Raw genomic sequence first — 17,999 nt, forward strand, 5'->3', positions numbered from 1 at the left:
CCGACGTCACGGCGGCACCGCCACTGACATGAAAGGATGATCGATGGCTGAACGCCTGACCAAAACCGCGGCCCGAAACGTGTTCTACGGCGGGTCCGCTTTCTTCTTCGCTATATTCGTGGGCCTTACGGCCCACAGCCACTATTACATTCGAACGGTGTCCACCAACGAGGCGACCCTGACAGAAGGCGTCGCCCGCGGAAAACACATCTGGGAAAAGAACTCCTGCATCAACTGCCATACGCTTGACGGTGAAGGCGCCTACTTCGCGCCGGAACTGTCGAACGTCTGGATACGCTGGGGCGGCGACAAGGATCCGGCAAGTGCCCGCGAGGCGCTTCATGCGTGGATGGCCGCTCAGCCATCAGGCATCGAGGGGCGCAGGCAGATGCCACAATTCAATTTGACTGACCAGGAGGTCAACGACCTTGCCGATTTCCTCGAATGGGTCAGCAAGACGAACACCCAAAACTGGCCGCCGAACCAAGCCGGCTGACAGGGAGAGGTTTTTAAGATGAAGTACAAAACTCAGAGCGTTGCGATGCTCTACTTCTACGGAGCGCTCGGCCTCTTCATGGCACAGCTCCTGTTCGGCGTGATCGCGGGCACAATCTACGTGTTGCCCAACACTCTCTCCGTCATGCTGCCTTTCAACATCGTTCGAATGGTACATACGAACGCACTGATCGTATGGCTGCTCATGGGCTTCATGGGCACCACATACTTCCTCCTTCCCGAGGAGTGCGAGACGGAGCTTTACAGTCCGAAACTCGCAAAGGCGCAGTTCTGGATCTTCCTCGTGGCCGCCGCACTGGCGGTCGTCGGATACCTCTTCCATATTCACGAAGGCCGGGAATTCCTGGAGCAGCCCTTTGCCATCAAGGTCGGTATCGTCATTGTCGCCCTGATGTTCCTGTTCAACGTTACGATGACGGCTCTCAAGGGGCGCAAGACCACCATCACCAACATCCTTCTGTTCGGTCTATGGGGCGTTGCAATCTTCTTCCTGTTCGCCTTCTACAACCCCGTAAACCTTGCGCTGGACAAAATGTACTGGTGGTACGTCGTTCACCTGTGGGTCGAAGGCGTGTGGGAACTGATCATGGCCTCGGTTCTGGCCTTCCTCATGATCAAGTTGAACGGTATCGACCGCGAAGTCGTCGAAAAGTGGCTCTATGTCATCATCGGCCTGGCCCTCTTCTCGGGGATCCTCGGCACCGGCCACCACTACTACTGGATCGGCGCACCGGGATACTGGCAGTGGATCGGCTCGCTGTTCTCCACCCTCGAAGTCGCGCCGTTCTTCACCATGGTCGTCTTCACCTTCGTCATGACCTGGAGGGCTGGACGCAAGCATGAGAACAAGGCGGCCCTCCTCTGGTCGATCGGATGCTCGGTAATGGCCTTCTTCGGGGCAGGCGTCTGGGGCTTCCTGCATACGCTGTCGTCGGTGAACTACTACACCCACGGCACGCAGGTCACCGCCGCTCACGGTCACCTCGCCTTCTTCGGTGCATACGTGATGCTGAATCTCGCCGCCATGGCCTACGCCATCCCGCAGATCCGCGGACGCGCGCCATACAACCAGTGGCTCTCGATCAGCAGCTTCTGGATCATGTGCGGGGCAATGTCGGTCATGACTTTCGCGCTGACCTTCGCGGGCGTCATCCAGGTTCATCTGCAGCGCGTTCTCGGTCAGTCCTACATGGACGTCCAGGACCAGCTCGCCCTCTTCTACTGGGTCAGGCTCGGCTCCGGCGTCTTCGTCTTCATCAGCGCGCTGATGTTCATCTGGTCGGTGCTTGTCCCCGGACGCGCACGCATGCCCAACGCAGCAGTACAGCCCGCCGAATAAGGCGGGCCCCCTCACTGGAGATCAGTCATGACAAAAGCCCTCAATCATCCGCTGCATCCAAAGGACGAAATTCCCTACTATGCGCCTCAAGGCAATGAATGTGCCCTTTTCGAAAGCGCCTGGACCCGGCAACTTCCGGTCCTGCTGAAGGGCCCGACAGGATGTGGCAAGACCAGGTTCGTGCAGCATATGGCAGCCCGCCTGGGGCTGCCCGTTTCGACGGTATCCTGCCACGACGACCTGACCGCGGCAGACCTGACCGGTCGCTACCTCCTGAAGGGAGGCGAGACCGTATGGATCGACGGCCCGCTCACAAAGGCGGTTCGCAACGGTGGCATCTGCTATCTCGATGAGATCGTCGAGGCGCGCAAGGACGTGGCAGTGGTCCTCCATCCGCTCACCGACGATCGCCGGATCCTTCCCCTGGAAAGAACCGGCGAGCTTCTCGAGGCACAGTCGGGCTTCATGGTCGTCGTTTCCTACAATCCCGGCTACCAGAACCTTATGAAGGCGCTGAAGCCCAGCACGCGGCAGCGTTTCGTCTCGATCGAATTCGACTTTCTGCCGCGGGACAAGGAAATCGCCACCGTCTCGCGCGAGAGCGGGCTTCCTGAAGCCAGGGTCGCGTCTCTCGTCGATCTCGCCCGACGGCTCCGCTCGTTGAAGGGACAGGATCTCGAGGAAGGCGTTTCGACCCGGCTCCTGATTTATTGCGCGACGCTTGTCGAGGCCGGAATTCCCATGGTCGAAGCCGTCAGGGCCGCAATTATTGAACCACTGACCGACGAGGCCGATGTCAAGGCGGCGCTCGTTGAAGTTGCCAAGGCGACGATAGGCTAGGTGCGAGATGCTTGAGTTTCTGGAGCTGGAAGAAACCGTTGGACGCACCTGGCATCGCCTCGTAGGCGATACCAGCTCCTGGAAGCGCCATCCGGAGCATGCTGTCCATCTTGCCGACCTAAAGGCGCAGCTCGCGGTCTGCTTCCGCGCCTTTGGTGGTGGGCGCACGCTTCAGATCCAGAAGGCGCGCCAGAAAACCTCGTCTCATCGTCTGCGGCTTCGCCAGGTTGTCGGTCTCGGCGAGGAAAGAAGCGATCATCCATCCTGGGACAGTTCCGCGATCCATCTACCGGCCACGATCGACCTCTTCCACGACGAGAGGCTCAATCGTGACCTCTACTTCTGGCTCGCGGGATATATCGCTGTCGCACAGATGCCGGGGCCGGCCTCCAGCGACAGGATGCTGGGCGACATCGCCCGGATCGAGGCGGGGCGCAGCAATTGTGCGCGGTTGGTCAGGGAATTCCCCGGAATGGCAGAGCGATATGCCCGCCTCAGCCATGCGGTCCTTTCCTGCCGCGTTCGCGGGAAACTCCCTCAGGCAGAGATGCTTGTTGAAGATTTCGTGAAGAGTGCCCTCTCCTTCCCCTTGGAGCATGTCCTCCCGTCGGGGTGCAGGCCCGCTCTTGCGGCGGCTCCTCCCGGATACCTGCCGATGCTTCCCGTTCCCCTCTGGCCCGACTTCACCGGGCGGGCGGAATGCCAACCGACCGACCGAGACGACCTTCCATCCGACGACACATCATCTGATGACGATGGAAAGCGAGTTTCTCACGAGGCAAAGCGGAAGGACGATGCCGCCGATCGAAAGCGCGACCCGTTTATTCTCAACCGCTTCGAGAAGATCCTCGCCATGGCGGAAATGGTCAATGTAGACCGCCCGACAGACGACAAGGAGGACGACGAAACGTCGGCTGCCGACGAGCTCGACGACATCACGCTCAGCGGAACCAAGGAGCGGCCGAAGTCAAAGTTCCACTTCGATCTCGACCTCTCCCCCGAAGCCGTTGATCCTTCGCGAATAGAAGGCGAGTTGCTCTATCCGGAATGGAATTTCAGGACACAACAGTACGCTGAAGACCATTGCCGGGTTGTGCTCGGGACAATTCAGGACGCGGAGATTTCTCCGATTGCAGGCGACCAGTCCGTGATCCGGAAGGTACGCAAGCAGTTCGAGATCCTTCGGCCAAGACGTGAGATCTGCCGAGCACAGTTGGACGGAAACGAAATCGATCTTGAAGCGGTGGTGCGCTCGCGCATCGATCTTCTAGCCACCGGTTATCCTGATGACCGCATCTACGAATCGTCGCGTCCTGCGGCCCATGAGCTGGCCACATCCATCTTGGTCGACGTCTCGCTATCCACGGATTCGTGGCTCGACAATCGGCGGGTGCTCGACGTGGAGATGCAGGCGCTTAACGTGCTGGCTCGCGGCCTCGACGCCTGCGGCGACAGCTTTGCGATCGACACGTTCACGTCTCGCCGACATAGCTGGATCCGGGTGGACAGTGTAAAGCGCTTCGAGGAGAAGTTCTCCGCCACGACCGCCAGGCGCATCGCCAGCTTGAAGCCCGGCTATTACACCCGCATGGGCGCGGCGATCCGACACGTGTCTAAGCAACTCGATTTACAGGGGGCAAGGAAGAACCTGCTGCTGATTCTGACCGACGGAAAGCCGAACGACGTGGACCACTACGAAGGCCGGTTCGCGCTCGAGGACTCCCGGCGTGCGGTGATGGAGGCCCGCAATCGCGGCCAGGCTGTGTTTGCGGTCACCGTCGACCGCAATGCTGGCGATTATCTTCCCGCGATCTTCGGGCGGTCGGGCTTCTCGCTGGTCTCGAATATTGCGAAGCTTCCGAGTGCTCTTCCTGTGATCTACCGAAACCTGACGGCATAGCGGGACTACGATCACTGCCAGGGGGCTTATGTGCGGGCGTCTGTGCGGGCGATCCAGGCGGTTCTTCTGACATTGGATGGGGGCCGACGTCGAGGCTGAGGGGTTGGGACGATTTCCGACGGCGATCGCGCAAAGCCAAGTCGCCCTTGGCTCTGCGACTGGTCGCCCGCAAAAGGGGCGCCGGAAAGGAGCGTCGAAACAACGATGTTGCCATCTCGCGGACCATCCCATGTCACGCCGACCGTTTGACGAACGATGGCGCCTTCTGGCGGTGAGTTTCACCGAAACTGGCTCACCGCGAACTTCCGTCCACGAGATGCTGCGCGACAGGATTGAGATCGGCAGGCCGGCGACGGTGCTCGCAAGGGGAGCCTGGCCGCCAACCCTGCCAATGGCGACGAGCGAGACCCCAGAGATTGCCGGAAATGGCGGATACGGTCTGGCGGGTTGCGTCTGGCCGAAACCGTCCCGGCCAGCAGAGAAGGCGAAAGGTCAACACCCCATGAAGAAGCGGGCGCCGATCAGGTTAGGCTGCCTTGCTGTGAGATCGTCCCAAGGACCCGAAATAGGCGTCGAACGCGGCAGCAACCGCCCTGACCATAAAGCGGGAGCTGCGGGAAACGACCACCCGGCCCTCCTCGATCGTGACGACGCCGTCCGAGACAAGCGCCTGCAACCGGTCGTTCCTGTCGAGCAGAAAACCGCTCTCGTATCCTGATTCCTCGGCCAGCTTCGGCAGATCCACCTCGAAGTCACACATCAGGCGCTCGATCACTTTGGCACGAAGCTTGTCTTCCCCGGTTAGCATATAGCCTTTCGCTGTGGGCAAAACACCGGATGCGACCCGTTCAGCATAGCGGCCCAGCGCCACGTGATTTTGGTAGTAACCGGACGGCAGCCTTCCTATCGCGGAGGCGCCAAGGCCGATCAGGGTGGCACAGTCATCCGTGGTGTAACCTTGGAAGTTCCTGTGGAGGGTGCCGGCGCTGGAGGCAACTGCGAGCTCGTCACCTGGCAGCGCAAAGTGATCCAGGCCAATGCGGACATAGCCACAGTTGACAAGTTCCTCCGCCACCGCCTCGGCCTGCTCGTTTCGCTGCGCGGCATCCGGCAACGCGGCTTCATCTATAAGCCGTTGATGCTTCTTGAAGGCCGGGACATGAGCATATCCAAAAACAGCGAAGCGCTCGGGGCTCAATTCGACTGCCTGTCTGACCGTATCCACGCACGATTGGACAGTTTGATGTGGCAGGCCATAGATCAGGTCGAAATTGATGCTCGTCACCCCGAAGGAGCGCAACCCTGCGACGGCTGCCTGGGTCTGGCCAAAGGTCTGGATGCGGTTGATGGCCTTCTGTACGACGGGATCGAAACTCTGCACGCCGAGGCTGGCACGATCAACGCCATTCTCTCCCATCGCCGCGATCATTTCTGGCGCGAGTGTGCGCGGGTCGATTTCGACGGCCACGCTGGCGTCGTGCTCGAGCTGAAAGGCGCTCCTGAGTTTCATCATGAGCGCCGCGAACTCGTGGGGCTTCATGATGGTGGGTGTTCCGCCTCCGAAGTGGACGTTCTTGACCGGCACATTGTTTCCGGCCGCAAACGACACCAGTTCGATCTCCTGGCTCATGACGTCGAGATATTCCAGGATCGGTGCGTCCTGCCGGGTGATGGTCGTGTGGCAACCACAGTACCAGCACATCGAGCGGCAAAAGGGTACGTGCAGATAGATCGAGACAGGGTCCGAGGCCGATATGGCTTGAAGTCCTTGCGCGTATTCGTCAGGTCCCACTGTCGCAGCGAATGCCGGTGCGGTTGGATAGCTTGTGTAGCGCGGGAGTCGGGCGTCACCGTACTTGGCGACCAGAGCTTCCGACATGTCGATCTCCTTTCTTGAGGATCATCGCGCTCTTATGTCTGCCCGCCGCCTGCATTTCCTTGTCATATGTCAATGAAAACGAATTCGCACGGGTCAAACCTCCTCGATGTTTGTTCGCTGTCAAAGTGCCCCAATCCGCGCAAGCCTATCGTTGCCAACTGACAACGGATGCGCCGCGGTCCCGTCGATCATCATGCCAGCGGCTGAAGGAACAATCACATGACTGACGCGCCCTCCACGCGAAGCGAAATCACGCATATCGACGTGCGTGTCCTGCCGCCATTTGAGCGTCATCCCCAAATCTTCGGCACGCTGCATACGCTGACGCCTGGAAAGGTTTTGCATATCACCAGTGATCACGAACCCCGGCCGCTTCAATACCAGTTGGAAACGGCACTTCCTGGAAAGTTTTCCTGGGAGTACCTCGAGCAGGGGCCGGAGGTCTGGCGTGTGGAGATCACCCGTCTCGACGCCGGCTGCGACTGCTGCTGCGGCAGCCACTAGCACCGGAGAAGCACGATGATGCCAATCGGCGCCAGTCTGTCGCGATGGACCATGTGCTACTTCGGCGCAGCGCTCCTCTTTCTGCTGTTTGCGGAGGTTCTGCTGTCAACAGGAAGCTGGGCGCCATCCGTCGACGTCAGCGATCCTCGCGCCCTCATCGTCGTGCACTCTGTAACGATTGGATGGCTTGCCCTCTTGATGATTGGCGCGCTGCTCCAGTTCGCACCGGTTCTTACGGGGTTGAGCCTTCCCAAAGGACGGTACGACGTCCTTGGCCTCGGCGGCATCGTCGCCGGGCTTGCTCTTCTGCTGCTGGGCTTCCATTTGATCGACCGTGGATCCGAACTCTCGGGCGGGGTGATGCTCGCTGCGGTCGCCACTCTGGCGCCTTCGCTTTCCTGGGTGGGAACTGCGTTGCTGCTGGTGCTGTGGCGCGGTCGCAAAAGCCATCCGGCATCGCCCCTCGTCCTGATCGCAATCGGTTGCCTCGCGGCAACAGCCGCCCTCGGCTCGCTCTTTGCTGTCACCGTTTCGGGTGTCTCCCAGGCACCGGTTTTCATCGTCCTTCTGCTCCACGGGATTCCCTTCCACGCAAGCTTCGGCCTCGGGGGGTGGATGACGCTGGCGGCCATCGGCGTAAGCTATAAATTGCTCCCGATGTTCCTGTTGTCCGACGACATGAAGCGGGCGCAGCTTATCGCCAACATGGCTGGCGTGAGTATGGTCGTGCTGGCGGTGGCGACTGCGATTTCACTGACGTGGCCGACCGTTTCCCAATGGTTGCTCGCAGCGGCAGCAATAGTGTTCGCCGTAGCGATCGCCATCTATGTACTGGAGTTGATATCGGCCTACAAAGGACGCCGCCGCGGGCCTCTGGAGGTGAACATGTCCGGATCACTTCCGGCCTTCACGCTACTCGGACTGTCAATGTCGATGCTGGCCACAGGCCTCGCATCCAACGTGGGGAGCCATTTTCTCGCAGCCGCGGTCTATCTGTTCGTCTTCGGCTGGCTGACGGGCCTGGGTCTTGCCCAGTTGCTCAAGATCGTTCCCTTCCTGACGTGGATCGAGGTCTTCGGCCCCCTCCTCGGACGCCGGCAGACGCCGCGTCTCTCCGATCTCGTATCGGGAGGCCGGGCCGCGATCTGGCTTTGGCTCTTCTACGGCGCGGTTGTCGTCGCGTCGCTTGCAATATCTTTGGCTTTCGACGGCCTTTTCCGTGTTGCCGTCATCTTCCAGACCTTCTCGACCGCTGCCCTCATCATCGAGCTTGTCCTTGCTCGCTCACTCGCGAATATTGATGCTTCGATGAAGACAGCACCATTCAAAAAGCCGGCGCTTCTTTTCGCCGTTCATCAAAGGGGTAACGCCAATGGTTCAGCTTCGTGAACTCGACGTACGTCAGATCCTGCGGGACGGCGGGATGCCGTTCCAATTGATCATGGATACCGTCTCCAGCCTTGATCCTGGCGAGGGACTTAGGCTCCATGTGATATTCCAGCCGGTTCCCCTGATCCGTCAGCTCGAGCAGCGGGGCTACTCGCACGTCGCTCGAAAGCTTTCGGAGGATGACTGGGAGATCGATTTCGTCCCCGGCGACCAAGCTGTCGAACCTGAGCCGGCGGCCCCGGCGACCGAAGCCATCTGGCCCGATCCGGTTTGGAACCTCGATCTAACCGACCTTCCGCCTCCCGAACCGATGGAGCGTATCCTCGCGCGGCTCGAGACGATGGAAAGCGGCGAAGTCCTTTTCGCCCTGCTGAACCGTGAACCGGTTTTTCTCTTCAATGAGCTGAAGGACCGCGGCCATGAGTGGATCGGGAACTTCGACGACAGCGGAAAGGTCTACAGGATCATGATCAGAGCGACGCCGGCAGGTTCGGATGGCTGATCTCTCTCGGAATATGATCCTCGACGTGCTCCGGGGAATCAAGGACCCGGAGGTAGGAACCAGCATCGTGGACCTGGGTCTCATCTACGAGATAGATACCGACCCCACAGGCATCGTAAGGATCAAGATGACCACGACCACGCGCTTCTGTCCGGTATCGGGCTTCATCGTCGAGGCGGTAAAGAACCGTGCCGCCGAGGTCGACGGCGTGATCGATGTCGTTGTCGATCTCGTCTACGATCCTCCATGGTCGCCAGACATGGCCGCGCTGTTTTCAATCGAACAGCCAGCCTGACGACGGCCAAGATAGAAAGGCATCAAACTGTGAACATCGACCTTGATAACCTGGCCGTAGATGCTTCCTATCTGGCAGGCCGGTTTGGCCTGTCGGCAGAGACGCTTCGAGGCTACATGAAGCGGGGCCTTGTCCGTGGCACAGTCGAGGCCGGTGTTGGTGACGACGCCGGCAGGACGCGCCTTTCGGTCCGTTTCGGCAACCGCATGTGGATTGCAATCGTGAGCTCAAACGGCAGCATTTTGAGCGAAGAGACAAGATTTGTCGCAAAGGGACCGCAGGGCTCGTAATCGGGTACGAAGCGGTTGCCCCGCCCTGTCGCTTGTTCCCGCCCGTCTCTCTGGAGCGTTCGCTTGCTGATGGCCCCGACCTCGTGAGCGCCACAGGACCGTCATCGCGCGTCTTTCCGCTTCCCCTTTCGGCTGTCGGACGACCGCGCCGAAACGCTCGGCGCGGAACGCTGCCCGACACTCATTTTCCCCTGACGGTCAACGGCTTGCGGCCAGTGCAGAGCATCGGGGCATGCTCGAATGCAAACATTGCCAACGCAGCCATCCATCCGATCGCCGAAGTCATCAATATCTGTGCAGTGAACGATGGCGCGATTTCTGCAAGCGGTCGCAGAAGAGCCACGAAGGCAAGAACGACATAGGATGCGTTCGTCATCCTGCTCGATTTGAGCTTGCGTCCGGTATGGCCGCGAGTGGCACGCGTCATGACGGCCAGCATCATCAGCGAAATGGCGCCGATGGCGAAGACATGCAGCACTGCGATCTGGGGTAGTCCTGCGGCACCAAGAGCGACGGCGGCAAATCCCAATGGAACGAAGGCAAAGGCGGCATGTAGAACGAACACGATCGGCTCCGCCCAAGTGGTCCAGCCGCGCCAACGGTACAGGCGAATGACATTCATCACCGTCGCGACAGCGGCGACGATGCCGGTCGCGATCGCGTCTGGCCGGACCGCCCAGGATCCGAGCGCGACTGCGCCCACGATGATCGTTGCCGCGTCATACCGATTGTACGGTACGGGAAAGTCGGTTCGCCCGAACTGGTTCAGCCAGTTGCGGGTAAAACTGGGAAGGATTCGGCCACCGACGATTGTCACCAACAGCACGTAGGCGCTCAGCCCGAGACGAATAGGCAGCTCGGGGTTTATCCCGTTGATTGCCTTCACCTGGAAGCAGATGTTGGCGACGGACAGGATGAAAAGCCCGGCGACAACCTTCAGGTCCTTCCATTTCTTGCCTGCGACTACTTCTCGCGTGCACAGGACAAGCATTGCGGGCAAGAAGAGGGCGTCGACAAAAGCGGCTGCCACAACCCCTGTAAGACCGCTCGCCAACATCGCGAGGCGACCAGCGCACCAGATCGAGAACAGGAAGGCCAGCGGTCGCCCAGCTATCGGAAGTCTGCCCGTCCAGTTCGGTATTGCCGTGAGCAGAAATCCCGCCAGGATTGCCGGCGCGAAGCCGAACAGCATCTCGTGGGCGTGCCAATATAGTGTCCCATAGTCTTCAGCGACCGGAACGCCAAGCGTCAGATAAGCGGTCCAGAGGCCCATGCTGACAATGCCCCAAAGCGCGGATGCTAGAAAGAATGGCCGGAAGCCATACGAGAAGAGGACAAGGCCGGTCCGCGACATGCCGCGGGGGACGCGCGTCTCGGCGTCCATGGTCTTCTGCATGATCGTAGTCTCCAAATTGACGGCCAAGCAATGCCAAGTTTTGGAGCGCAGGTCGTTGATATTACGCAAATAGGGACAGTACAACTTTGCGCTGCCACAAATAGCAAATTTGCGCCAAGTCAAAGAGTTTGACCGCCTTTTCTCTACTCTCCTTCTCGACAGGGCGGGGTTCGCTCGCTCTTCGACCACAGGAGTTGGGAAATGACAAACACAATGCAAATGACCCGGCGCACCATGCTGACCGGCGCCGCTGTAGGGGCGCTTACACCCATCATCGTCGCGAGCACCGCTGCCCATGCCGACGATCATGCCGCCCCCGCGGAACTCAAGGGTGCCAAGAAGGTCGACCTGTCGAAGCTGGCTCGTGAAAAGGTCGAACTCGTAAAGCCGCCGTTTGTGCACGCCCACGATCAGAAGGCCAAGGGTGGCCCAAAGATCAAGGAATTCACGCTTACCATCGAGGAAAAGAAGATGGTGCTGGACAAGGACGGCACGGAAGTGAACGCCATGACGTTCAACGGCTCGGTCCCCGGCCCGCTGATGGTTGTCCACCAGGATGACTATGTCGAATTGACGCTCGTCAATCCCGAAACCAACACGATGCAGCATAACATCGACTTCCACGCCGCGACCGGCGGCCTTGGGGGTGGCGCTCTGACCGTCGTGAACCCCGGTGAAAGCACCGTCCTGCGCTTCAAAGCCACGAAGGCAGGCGTCTTCGTCTATCACTGCGCTCCTCCCGGAATGGTGCCTTGGCACGTGACATCGGGGATGAACGGGGCAATCATGGTGCTGCCGCGTGAAGGCCTGACAGACGGTCACGGAAAGCCGCTCGTCTATGACAAGGTCTATTATGTTGGCGAACAGGACTTCTACATCCCTCGGGATGAAACCGGGAAATTCAAGAAATACGAAAGCCCCGGCGAGGCCTACGAGGACACCGTTGCGGTGATGAAGACCCTTACGCCGACCCATATCGTCTTCAACGGCGCGGTCGGTGCATTGACTGGCGACAACGCGATGACCGCCAAGGTCGGCGAAACGGTCCTGATCATTCATTCGCAGGCCAACCGTGACACGCGTCCGCATCTCATCGGTGGCCATGGCGAATACGTCTGGGCAACCGGCAAGTTCGCCAACGTGCCCGACATCGACCAGGAGACCTGGTTCATTCCGGGCGGTACCGCAGGCGCTGCGATTTACACCTTCGCTCAGCCTGGCATCTACGCCTACGTGAACCACAACCTGATCGAGGCGTTCGAACTTGGTGCGGCGGCCCACTTCAAGGTCACGGGGGACTGGAACGACGATCTCATGACGTCGGTCAAGAGCCCGCAAGCAAGTTGACCATTGGCGGGGGAGGTGCGCGGACGGGGGTGGTCCGCGCACCGTTTTTTATAAGGAGGCGCTACTCGCGAAAAGACCATGAACAGGCACGCTGAGACTGGATCGGTTTCAGGCATTTCGATCGCTATTCCACTCGCTCTTCTGGCCGCGCTCTCCGGAGCGGTTGCCGTGAAGACGGGTTTTGCTTCGTCCGGTCAACACGACGGTGGAGTTACCGCTCCGGAAGTGGTCACCATACAGCCTCATTCTTTCGAGTATCGCGAGGCGACCGAATACTTTCGCAAGGGGCTTGCCGTCGACGCGCCAAAGCACGACGCGAAGGTCCGCCTCCCGCTCGACGTCATGAAGTTTCAGACGAGCCGCGCAGAATATCAGCGCTGCGTGCTGGACGGCGCGTGTGCACCGGCCGAATATGAAGGCCAGGCCGGGCCTGACCTGCCGGTTACAGGGGTGAGCTACGACGATGCAGTGCAGTACGCGGCATGGCTATCGCAGCAGACAGGCGAGAACTGGCGCCTGCCGAGCGACTTTGAACTTGCATACGCCGCAGCCGACCGCTTTCCTGACGATGCGCTCGGCATCGACGCCGACGACACGAACCCGGCGACACGTTGGCTTGCCGATTACGAGCGCGAGGCCCGCCGCGCGGCGTCGACCAACCCCAAGCCGCAGCCGAGAGGTTCGTTCGGCATCAGCACGACCGGCCTTGTCGACTTCGCGGGCAATATCTGGGAATGGACCTCCACGTGCAACAGGCGCGTCGATCTAGACAAGGCAGCAGAGACGGAGACACTGGATCCAGCCGGCTGCGGCATTATAATAGCCTCTGGTAAGCACAGGTCGCCGATGAGCAGCTTCGTTCGAAATCCCAAGGGCGGGGGCTGCGCAGTCGGAGCGCCGCCCGACAATCTCGGTTTCCGGCTCGTCCGCCGTCCCACGTTTTTCCAGAGCGTGGTGGCGTTCGCCCGCAGGGCCGCAACGGACGCTCTTGGCCCCCATATCAGCGCCCAGACGGAGCAGAACGAAAATGAAGGTTGATCGCGCAGTAGTGAAGTCCCTGCCGCTCTTCGAGCGGATGACGGACACCGACCTCGACACGATGCTCGAGCATGCTGTGCCGCGTCGCATCGCCCAAGGAGATACCGTTTTCGAGCAAGGGGCACAGGCGAAGTCGTTCTTCCTGCTGCTGCATGGGCGGCTCAAGGTGACGCAGGTGACGCAGGACGGCCAGCAGATCATTGTCCGGATGGTACACCCCGGCGACTTGTTCGGTTTCGCCATGGCGTTTCGCAGGACCGACTACCCAGGCACGGCCCGTGCCGCGGCCGAGAGCTTGATCCTCGGATGGCCGACGGACATGTGGGGACGCTTCGTCGAACAGAACCCACGCCTGGCGATGACTGCGATGCAGACCATCGGCCAGCGGCTTGAAGAGGCCCACGTCAGAATTCGCGAGATGTCGACGGAGGAAGTTGAAAAGCGCGTCGCGCACGCCGTGCTCCGCCTGTCCAAGCAGGCGGGAAAGGCCGACGGTGTTGGCATCCGGATCGACTTCCCGATATCGCGGCAGGATATCGCGGAGATGACCGGAACGACGCTTCACACGGTCTCACGCATCCTCAGCGCGTGGGAATCAAAGGGTATCGTCGAGGGCGGGCGGCAGAAACTCACCGTCACCGATCCGCAGCGCCTTCTGAAACTGGCCGACGGCGAACGCGAGTAGACCGCCATGGCCGTGATGTTGGACAATGGCATACGGCTGCTTCTTTTGGCCGCTGGGCGCCATCCCTTCCGGGTTACGATCGCCGAGACCGCCGAGGCTTTCGGGGCGTCACACCCACACCTTGCGAAGGCAGCGAACCTTCTGGTTCGTCGCGGTTTTTTGGCGAGCCGGCGCGGCAAGAGAGGAGGCCTTTTCCTTGCGCGGTCGCCAGAGACGATCTGCCTTGCGGAGGTTGCCGCAGCGCTCGTTTCCTGCGAGGCCAGGTCGGATGCGCTGGACACTCTCCAAGGATGGCGGACGATAGAGCAAGGAGCTGCCCTCGCCTATAAAGGTCATCTGGCCAGACATACGCTCGCTGACCTCCTTAAACCCGCCAATTCCAGGTAGCTCCCCCTTACACCTTTGAAGCGCTGCGGCATGCGGGATGTCTTCGCCAGGGGCGTATGCGTCGATATTCGCCTTCCGTTTCCCGATAACTTTGATGGAGGTCAAAGTGCGCTCTTGCCTGCTTCGCTAGGCTTCGTGCAGGCACTGAATCAATTGCTCGCCCAAGCGGGTTCAACGGAAAAGAAGTGAAAAGAACCATGAGACCACAGCAGAAGCCGTTCGTCGTAGAGATCAAGAAGCGCAGAGCTCCCCGTGCAGCCGGAGCCGAACACAAGCACGACCTTGATGCGCGCACCGGCAAGGTCGACACGGACAAGCTTTGCCGGCTGGTCTTCGGTCGTCTGCAGCGTTCCTGAAACAGGCTGATGCCTTGTGCGCGGCCGGCGATTTTTCCAATCCTTCCGGGGCACTCAGAAATCCCTCCGCTCCAGCGGTTTTCCATCTCGATAGTGTTTTGCGATGGAGAGCTTTGATCGGTCGCAATCGATGGTCACCCCATCTGATTGGTTTGCCTCGCCGACGGCTGAATGATGCCCTCTTCCCACAAGAGGTGTCCTTTTCAACAGGCCGGCAACCCTGGAGCGTCGCTAGCTGAACGCCGCCCGGCCGACTGCAAAGGTCAACGTCGGAAGCGCCAAGAGGCACGTCGCCAGGAGCCGCCGGCCGAAACACCGGTCGTACAGACCAGTGATCTGATGGCAAAGTGCGACAGACCAGACGGCGGCCGCCAGAACCAGCGCGGTTCTTAGATCGTCGGCGATGGGCAACATGATCCCGTCCATCCGCAGCTGCGATATCGTGAGCGACAGAAGGCCCGTGAACAACGAAGCGGAAGCAAGGGGAATGAGGGATTGTGCGAGGTGATGCATCGGGCGGACGCGATTGCGAAGGATCCAGGCGCTCGCTGCCAGAGGAAACCCAAAAGCGATGGTCGCCAAGGCAGCTGACAATGCGAGAAGCGCAAGCAGGGACACCGCGTCGACGATCGTCATGATATCGCTGGCTTCAGGGTAGTTGGTCAACAGCCACCATGGCAGCCGTAACGAAAGCGGCCACATCAGCTGTGCGTCGAGGCAGGCTTCCACCAGCCACTGGCGTATGGCCAGAAACCAGTCGCTGCCCGACCAGGTGAGCGCTGCCGGGACGAGACCAAGCATGACCGGGAGCAACATCGCAGTCTCCCATCCGGTCGCCATCCGGCCGGATCCTCGCACGATGTCGATCGCCGGCTTTCGCCACGCCAGCCGGATCGCGCCCCTATGTCCGGAACAACGGCCGCACATGTGACAGGCGGCAGCGCCCTGCATGGTCTTGATGGGGACCAGGGGCGCACAGTTCACGGCGTCGGGTCGGCCGCCTGGCGCGTGGCGCCAGCTCGCGGGATCCACCCTGAAATGGAGGGGCGCAATCTTCGACACGATGCCGAATACGCCGCTGACAGGACACAGGAACCGGCACCACACTCTCTTGGCCTTGCCATATCGAGCGCCTACGGCGATTGCTGCGAATGTCGAGCCGCCGAGCAGAAGCGCGGCCGGCTTGGGATACTGATAAATGCTCGTAAGCTGACCGTACACTGTGGTGGAAATGAACGACAGGACCGGCCAACCCGACCACTTCATCCAGCCAGGAATCGCCCTCCCCGCGCCCCGCTCACTGGCAAACTCCGAAAGCGCGCCTTCCGGGCAGAGTATCCCGCACCAGAACCTGCCGACGAGCGCCGTTGCAAGGATCACAAACGGCCACCAGAGGCCCCAGAACACAAATTGAGCAAAGCGCGTCAGGTTCGTCCATATGAAATCGGTACTCGCAGGAAGAGGCAGGACGACGGGCACGGCCAGAAGCGCCGCATAGCCTGCCACGATCCCCCATTGAAGGCGCCGGATGAACACCTGCCACCGCAGGAGAAGATCGCCGAAGCCGCCAAGAAGCGCCTGCGCGCCAATCTGGATGGAGGTCATGCAGGAGCCTTCGCGCGTAGCGGCGGCATGTAAGCCAGAGAGGCGGTGAGCCAGTAGGCGCCGATGCCCAGAAGAGGAAGAAGTTCTGGACGGGCCCGATAGCCTGCGAGCCCGGCGAGGAAGGCGCCGGCCCCCCTGCCATCGTCGAGAAGCCAGCTCAAGTCCCATAGCGGTGCGGTCAAGGGCGTCAGGATGCCAAGGGAAATCGACTTGTCGATGACGGTCATTGCCAGGCCGCTTCCGAGGATGATGAGGAGCGCCTGACTGATCCGCGACAACACCTTCTTGGATGCCATCGCCGCACCGGCCCTAAACGCCCAGAACGTTCCCGCGGCCAGCACCAGACCAACTGCTCCCGACACGACGACAATGCCGGTCTGCCACCCTTCGGACGCAGAGAGCATTCCATAGAGAAAAATGACTGTTTCGGCTCCTTCCCGGGCTACGGCAAGCGCCGCCAGGGAAGCCAGACCCAGCCAGTTGCCAGCCCGTACATGCCCGAGCGCCTCATTGCGCAGTCCCCCGGTATCGCCCTGTTCCATCCGGCGCATCCAGAACACCATTCTCAGCATGAGGACTGAGGCCAGCGACGCCATGATCATCTGGAGTATTTCCTCGGCATCCCCGTCGAGCAGTGCGGAGGCCCGGCTCATGATCAGCGCCAGGGCGGCGGCGAACAGGATGCCGGAGGCAACGCCCGCCGCAATCCATCCGACGGCTGTTCTTTGAGCGGAAGGCCCCTCCCGCAACGACCAGGTCAAAAGGATTCCGACGACGAGCAAGGCTTCCAATGTTTCCCGCCAGACCACGGATGCGATCTCGAAGGACTGCAGATAAAGGTTCGCGCTCATTTGGCGACCATGCTCGCCGGTGGCATGTCGAGGTGAAAGTCGTCGAAGAAGGCATAGGTTCCGACATCCAACGAGCGAAACACGAGAAAGCTTGAGGCGCCTGGAGCGAGCACCTTTTCCTTGCGCAGCGGAATGCTTTCGAATTCGACCGGCGTCGAGCCGTCGTTGTGAAGCTCAAGCTTGAAACGCGTGTTGGCTGGCACCTCGATGACGGACGGCGAGATCATCCCATTGCTGAAGTGAATCTGGATGACCGGATCGTCGCCCTGCGCAACGGCGGGCGTGACCGCGAGGCAGACCGAGAGCCCCGAAACGAGTGTTCGCAGCCACATCAGTAGCCGCCCTTCTTTCCGACGCCGGCAAACACGAATTCATATTTCAGGGTAAATGCTTCAGGCCACGCGGCCACTCCGGTCTCCTTGTCGACATGCCGGCCGAACGACATCATGCCGTGACCGCCGGGGTGCACGGTGAGTTCAAGCGCATAGCGGCCCGGCCCTGAGAGCTTGACGTTGTCGCCGTAGTGCGGCCCGTCGCTTGCGACCATCGCCTCAAGGGCACCCCCCTGTTCGGCGCCGTTGTCCAGGTTCTTCACCCTGTATTCGACATGAAGACCCGGCACCCAGTCGCCCTCGGCAAAGCCATTCGCGTTCTCGGCCGTGGCGTGTATGTCCGCTTCCAGATGAACGTCGGATTCGGCCGTTGCAAGCATCATTCCCGGAGGATCCATTTCGACCGGCTGAAGATAGACGGCTGCCACTTCCATCCCACTCGCGAGCTGCGGCGCTCCGATCGGATATTCCGCGGCGCGCACAGCAAAAGGCATGGCGGCGAGAAGAACAGGCGCGAGGCAAAGGCAGGTAGCTCGAAGCATTGTGTG

Annotated in this window: 19 protein-coding genes; 13 read left to right on the forward strand and 6 right to left on the reverse strand. The window is 60.6% G+C overall.

All coding sequences use genetic code 11. The features are described from left to right. Positions 1-43: 43 nt before the first annotated feature. From RHIBUN_RS0118995 to RHIBUN_RS0119010, 4 genes are read left to right on the forward strand one after another with little or no spacing between them, the layout of a single operon-like run. The gene (locus RHIBUN_RS0118995; protein WP_018856218.1) at positions 44-496 is read left to right on the forward strand and encodes a cytochrome c; all 453 of its coding nucleotides are present in this window, start codon (positions 44-46) and stop codon (positions 494-496) included. Positions 497-514: 18 nt separating this feature from the next. Further along, a complete protein-coding gene (locus RHIBUN_RS0119000; protein ID WP_025660769.1) occupies positions 515-1,855 on the forward strand; it encodes a cbb3-type cytochrome c oxidase subunit I in 1,341 nt (446 codons plus the stop codon). Positions 1,856-1,882: 27 nt separating this feature from the next. Beyond that, entirely contained in the window at positions 1,883-2,695 is an 813-nt protein-coding gene (locus RHIBUN_RS0119005) for a CbbQ/NirQ/NorQ/GpvN family protein (RefSeq protein WP_025660770.1), read from the forward strand. A gap of 7 nt (positions 2,696-2,702) precedes the next feature. Further along, positions 2,703-4,595 carry a VWA domain-containing protein gene (locus RHIBUN_RS0119010; protein ID WP_025660771.1) on the forward strand — a complete coding sequence of 631 codons (1,893 nt, stop codon included), beginning with the start codon at positions 2,703-2,705 and terminating at the stop codon, positions 4,593-4,595. A 526-nt stretch (positions 4,596-5,121) separates the two neighbouring features. Here the strand turns inward: RHIBUN_RS0119010 and hemN are convergent. Beyond that, positions 5,122-6,474, reverse strand: a complete 1,353-nt coding sequence (hemN, locus tag RHIBUN_RS0119015) for an oxygen-independent coproporphyrinogen III oxidase (protein ID WP_025660772.1) — start codon at positions 6,472-6,474, stop codon at positions 5,122-5,124. A 219-nt stretch (positions 6,475-6,693) separates the two neighbouring features. Between hemN and RHIBUN_RS0119020 the strand changes: the two genes are divergently transcribed. From RHIBUN_RS0119020 to RHIBUN_RS0119040, 5 genes are read left to right on the forward strand one after another with little or no spacing between them, the layout of a single operon-like run. Continuing rightward, entirely contained in the window at positions 6,694-6,978 is a 285-nt protein-coding gene (locus tag RHIBUN_RS0119020) for a DUF2249 domain-containing protein (RefSeq protein WP_025660773.1), read from the forward strand. A gap of 15 nt (positions 6,979-6,993) precedes the next feature. Further along, the gene (locus RHIBUN_RS0119025) at positions 6,994-8,367 is read left to right on the forward strand and encodes a hypothetical protein (protein ID WP_025660774.1); all 1,374 of its coding nucleotides are present in this window, start codon (positions 6,994-6,996) and stop codon (positions 8,365-8,367) included. Continuing rightward, positions 8,351-8,869 carry a DUF2249 domain-containing protein gene (locus RHIBUN_RS0119030; protein ID WP_025660775.1) on the forward strand — a complete coding sequence of 173 codons (519 nt, stop codon included), beginning with the start codon at positions 8,351-8,353 and terminating at the stop codon, positions 8,867-8,869. Before RHIBUN_RS0119025 ends, RHIBUN_RS0119030 begins: the two co-directional genes overlap by 17 nt. Then, a complete protein-coding gene (locus RHIBUN_RS0119035; RefSeq protein ID WP_025660776.1) occupies positions 8,862-9,164 on the forward strand; it encodes an iron-sulfur cluster assembly protein in 303 nt (100 codons plus the stop codon). Before RHIBUN_RS0119030 ends, RHIBUN_RS0119035 begins: the two co-directional genes overlap by 8 nt. Before the next feature lie 29 nt (positions 9,165-9,193). Further along, the gene (locus tag RHIBUN_RS0119040) at positions 9,194-9,454 is read left to right on the forward strand and encodes a DUF6522 family protein (RefSeq protein ID WP_025660777.1); all 261 of its coding nucleotides are present in this window, start codon (positions 9,194-9,196) and stop codon (positions 9,452-9,454) included. Positions 9,455-9,635: 181 nt separating this feature from the next. Here RHIBUN_RS0119040 and RHIBUN_RS0119045 read toward each other — a convergent pair whose 3' ends face one another. Continuing rightward, positions 9,636-10,850, reverse strand: coding sequence for an NnrS family protein (locus tag RHIBUN_RS0119045; protein ID WP_025660778.1), 1,215 nt, complete (start codon positions 10,848-10,850; stop codon positions 9,636-9,638). 201 nt (positions 10,851-11,051) lie between these two features. Here RHIBUN_RS0119045 and nirK point away from each other — a divergent pair, with 201 nt between their 5' ends. The 4 genes from nirK (at position 11,052) to RHIBUN_RS36440 (ending at position 14,663) form a co-directional block, all read left to right on the forward strand. Next, positions 11,052-12,197 carry a copper-containing nitrite reductase gene (gene nirK / locus RHIBUN_RS0119050; protein ID WP_025660779.1) on the forward strand — a complete coding sequence of 382 codons (1,146 nt, stop codon included), beginning with the start codon at positions 11,052-11,054 and terminating at the stop codon, positions 12,195-12,197. Between the two features lie 78 nt (positions 12,198-12,275). Next, on the forward strand, positions 12,276-13,235 hold the full coding sequence (locus RHIBUN_RS0119055) for an SUMF1/EgtB/PvdO family nonheme iron enzyme (RefSeq protein ID WP_025660780.1): 960 nt from the start codon (positions 12,276-12,278) through the stop codon (positions 13,233-13,235). Further along, entirely contained in the window at positions 13,225-13,920 is a 696-nt protein-coding gene (locus tag RHIBUN_RS0119060; RefSeq protein ID WP_025660781.1) for a Crp/Fnr family transcriptional regulator, read from the forward strand. The genes RHIBUN_RS0119055 and RHIBUN_RS0119060 overlap by 11 nt, the downstream gene beginning before the upstream one ends. Before the next feature lie 584 nt (positions 13,921-14,504). Beyond that, the gene (locus RHIBUN_RS36440; RefSeq protein ID WP_156932725.1) at positions 14,505-14,663 is read left to right on the forward strand and encodes a hypothetical protein; all 159 of its coding nucleotides are present in this window, start codon (positions 14,505-14,507) and stop codon (positions 14,661-14,663) included. A gap of 231 nt (positions 14,664-14,894) precedes the next feature. Here RHIBUN_RS36440 and RHIBUN_RS0119075 read toward each other — a convergent pair whose 3' ends face one another. Genes RHIBUN_RS0119075 through RHIBUN_RS0119090 form a run of 4 tightly spaced genes read right to left on the reverse strand, consistent with a single transcriptional unit; the run spans position 14,895 to position 17,993 of the window. After that, positions 14,895-16,268 (reverse strand): 4Fe-4S binding protein, encoded by a 1,374-nt coding sequence (locus RHIBUN_RS0119075; RefSeq protein WP_025660784.1) that lies wholly within the window; start codon positions 16,266-16,268, stop codon positions 14,895-14,897. After that, entirely contained in the window at positions 16,265-17,119 is an 855-nt protein-coding gene (locus RHIBUN_RS0119080; RefSeq protein WP_025660785.1) for an FTR1 family protein, read from the reverse strand. The genes RHIBUN_RS0119075 and RHIBUN_RS0119080 overlap by 4 nt, the downstream gene beginning before the upstream one ends. After that, positions 17,116-17,451: a cupredoxin domain-containing protein gene (locus RHIBUN_RS0119085; protein WP_025660786.1), complete on the reverse strand. Its 336-nt coding sequence runs from the start codon at positions 17,449-17,451 to the stop codon at positions 17,116-17,118. The genes RHIBUN_RS0119080 and RHIBUN_RS0119085 overlap by 4 nt, the downstream gene beginning before the upstream one ends. Next, positions 17,451-17,993, reverse strand: coding sequence for an iron transporter (locus tag RHIBUN_RS0119090; RefSeq protein WP_025660787.1), 543 nt, complete (start codon positions 17,991-17,993; stop codon positions 17,451-17,453). Before RHIBUN_RS0119090 ends, RHIBUN_RS0119085 begins: the two co-directional genes overlap by 1 nt. Positions 17,994-17,999 lie beyond the last annotated feature (6 nt).

The organism is Rhizobium sp. IBUN, assembly GCF_000510625.1.
In the GTDB taxonomy this organism is placed as follows: Bacteria; Pseudomonadota; Alphaproteobacteria; order Rhizobiales; family Rhizobiaceae; genus Rhizobium; species Rhizobium altiplani.

Bases quoted from the DNA above. Each gene is read 5' to 3' on its own strand.
- RHIBUN_RS0119090 (WP_025660787.1), bottom strand. From the start codon at position 17,993: ATGCTTCGAGCTACCTGCCTTTGCCTCGCGCCTGTTCTTCTCGCCGCC.
- RHIBUN_RS0119080 (WP_025660785.1), bottom strand. From the start codon at position 17,119: ATGAGCGCGAACCTTTATCTGCAGTCCTTCGAGATCGCATCCGTGGTC.
- RHIBUN_RS0119035 (WP_025660776.1), top strand. From the start codon at position 8,862: ATGGCTGATCTCTCTCGGAATATGATCCTCGACGTGCTCCGGGGAATC.
- RHIBUN_RS0119010 (WP_025660771.1), top strand. From the start codon at position 2,703: ATGCTTGAGTTTCTGGAGCTGGAAGAAACCGTTGGACGCACCTGGCAT.
- hemN (WP_025660772.1), bottom strand. From the start codon at position 6,474: ATGTCGGAAGCTCTGGTCGCCAAGTACGGTGACGCCCGACTCCCGCGC.
- RHIBUN_RS36440 (WP_156932725.1), top strand. From the start codon at position 14,505: ATGAGACCACAGCAGAAGCCGTTCGTCGTAGAGATCAAGAAGCGCAGA.
- RHIBUN_RS0118995 (WP_018856218.1), top strand. From the start codon at position 44: ATGGCTGAACGCCTGACCAAAACCGCGGCCCGAAACGTGTTCTACGGC.
- RHIBUN_RS0119020 (WP_025660773.1), top strand. From the start codon at position 6,694: ATGACTGACGCGCCCTCCACGCGAAGCGAAATCACGCATATCGACGTG.
- RHIBUN_RS0119060 (WP_025660781.1), top strand. From the start codon at position 13,225: ATGAAGGTTGATCGCGCAGTAGTGAAGTCCCTGCCGCTCTTCGAGCGG.
- RHIBUN_RS0119025 (WP_025660774.1), top strand. From the start codon at position 6,994: ATGATGCCAATCGGCGCCAGTCTGTCGCGATGGACCATGTGCTACTTC.
- RHIBUN_RS0119005 (WP_025660770.1), top strand. From the start codon at position 1,883: ATGACAAAAGCCCTCAATCATCCGCTGCATCCAAAGGACGAAATTCCC.
- RHIBUN_RS0119085 (WP_025660786.1), bottom strand. From the start codon at position 17,451: ATGTGGCTGCGAACACTCGTTTCGGGGCTCTCGGTCTGCCTCGCGGTC.
- RHIBUN_RS0119075 (WP_025660784.1), bottom strand. From the start codon at position 16,268: ATGACCTCCATCCAGATTGGCGCGCAGGCGCTTCTTGGCGGCTTCGGC.
- RHIBUN_RS0119030 (WP_025660775.1), top strand. From the start codon at position 8,351: ATGGTTCAGCTTCGTGAACTCGACGTACGTCAGATCCTGCGGGACGGC.
- RHIBUN_RS0119055 (WP_025660780.1), top strand. From the start codon at position 12,276: ATGAACAGGCACGCTGAGACTGGATCGGTTTCAGGCATTTCGATCGCT.
- RHIBUN_RS0119045 (WP_025660778.1), bottom strand. From the start codon at position 10,850: ATGCAGAAGACCATGGACGCCGAGACGCGCGTCCCCCGCGGCATGTCG.
- nirK (WP_025660779.1), top strand. From the start codon at position 11,052: ATGACAAACACAATGCAAATGACCCGGCGCACCATGCTGACCGGCGCC.
- RHIBUN_RS0119000 (WP_025660769.1), top strand. From the start codon at position 515: ATGAAGTACAAAACTCAGAGCGTTGCGATGCTCTACTTCTACGGAGCG.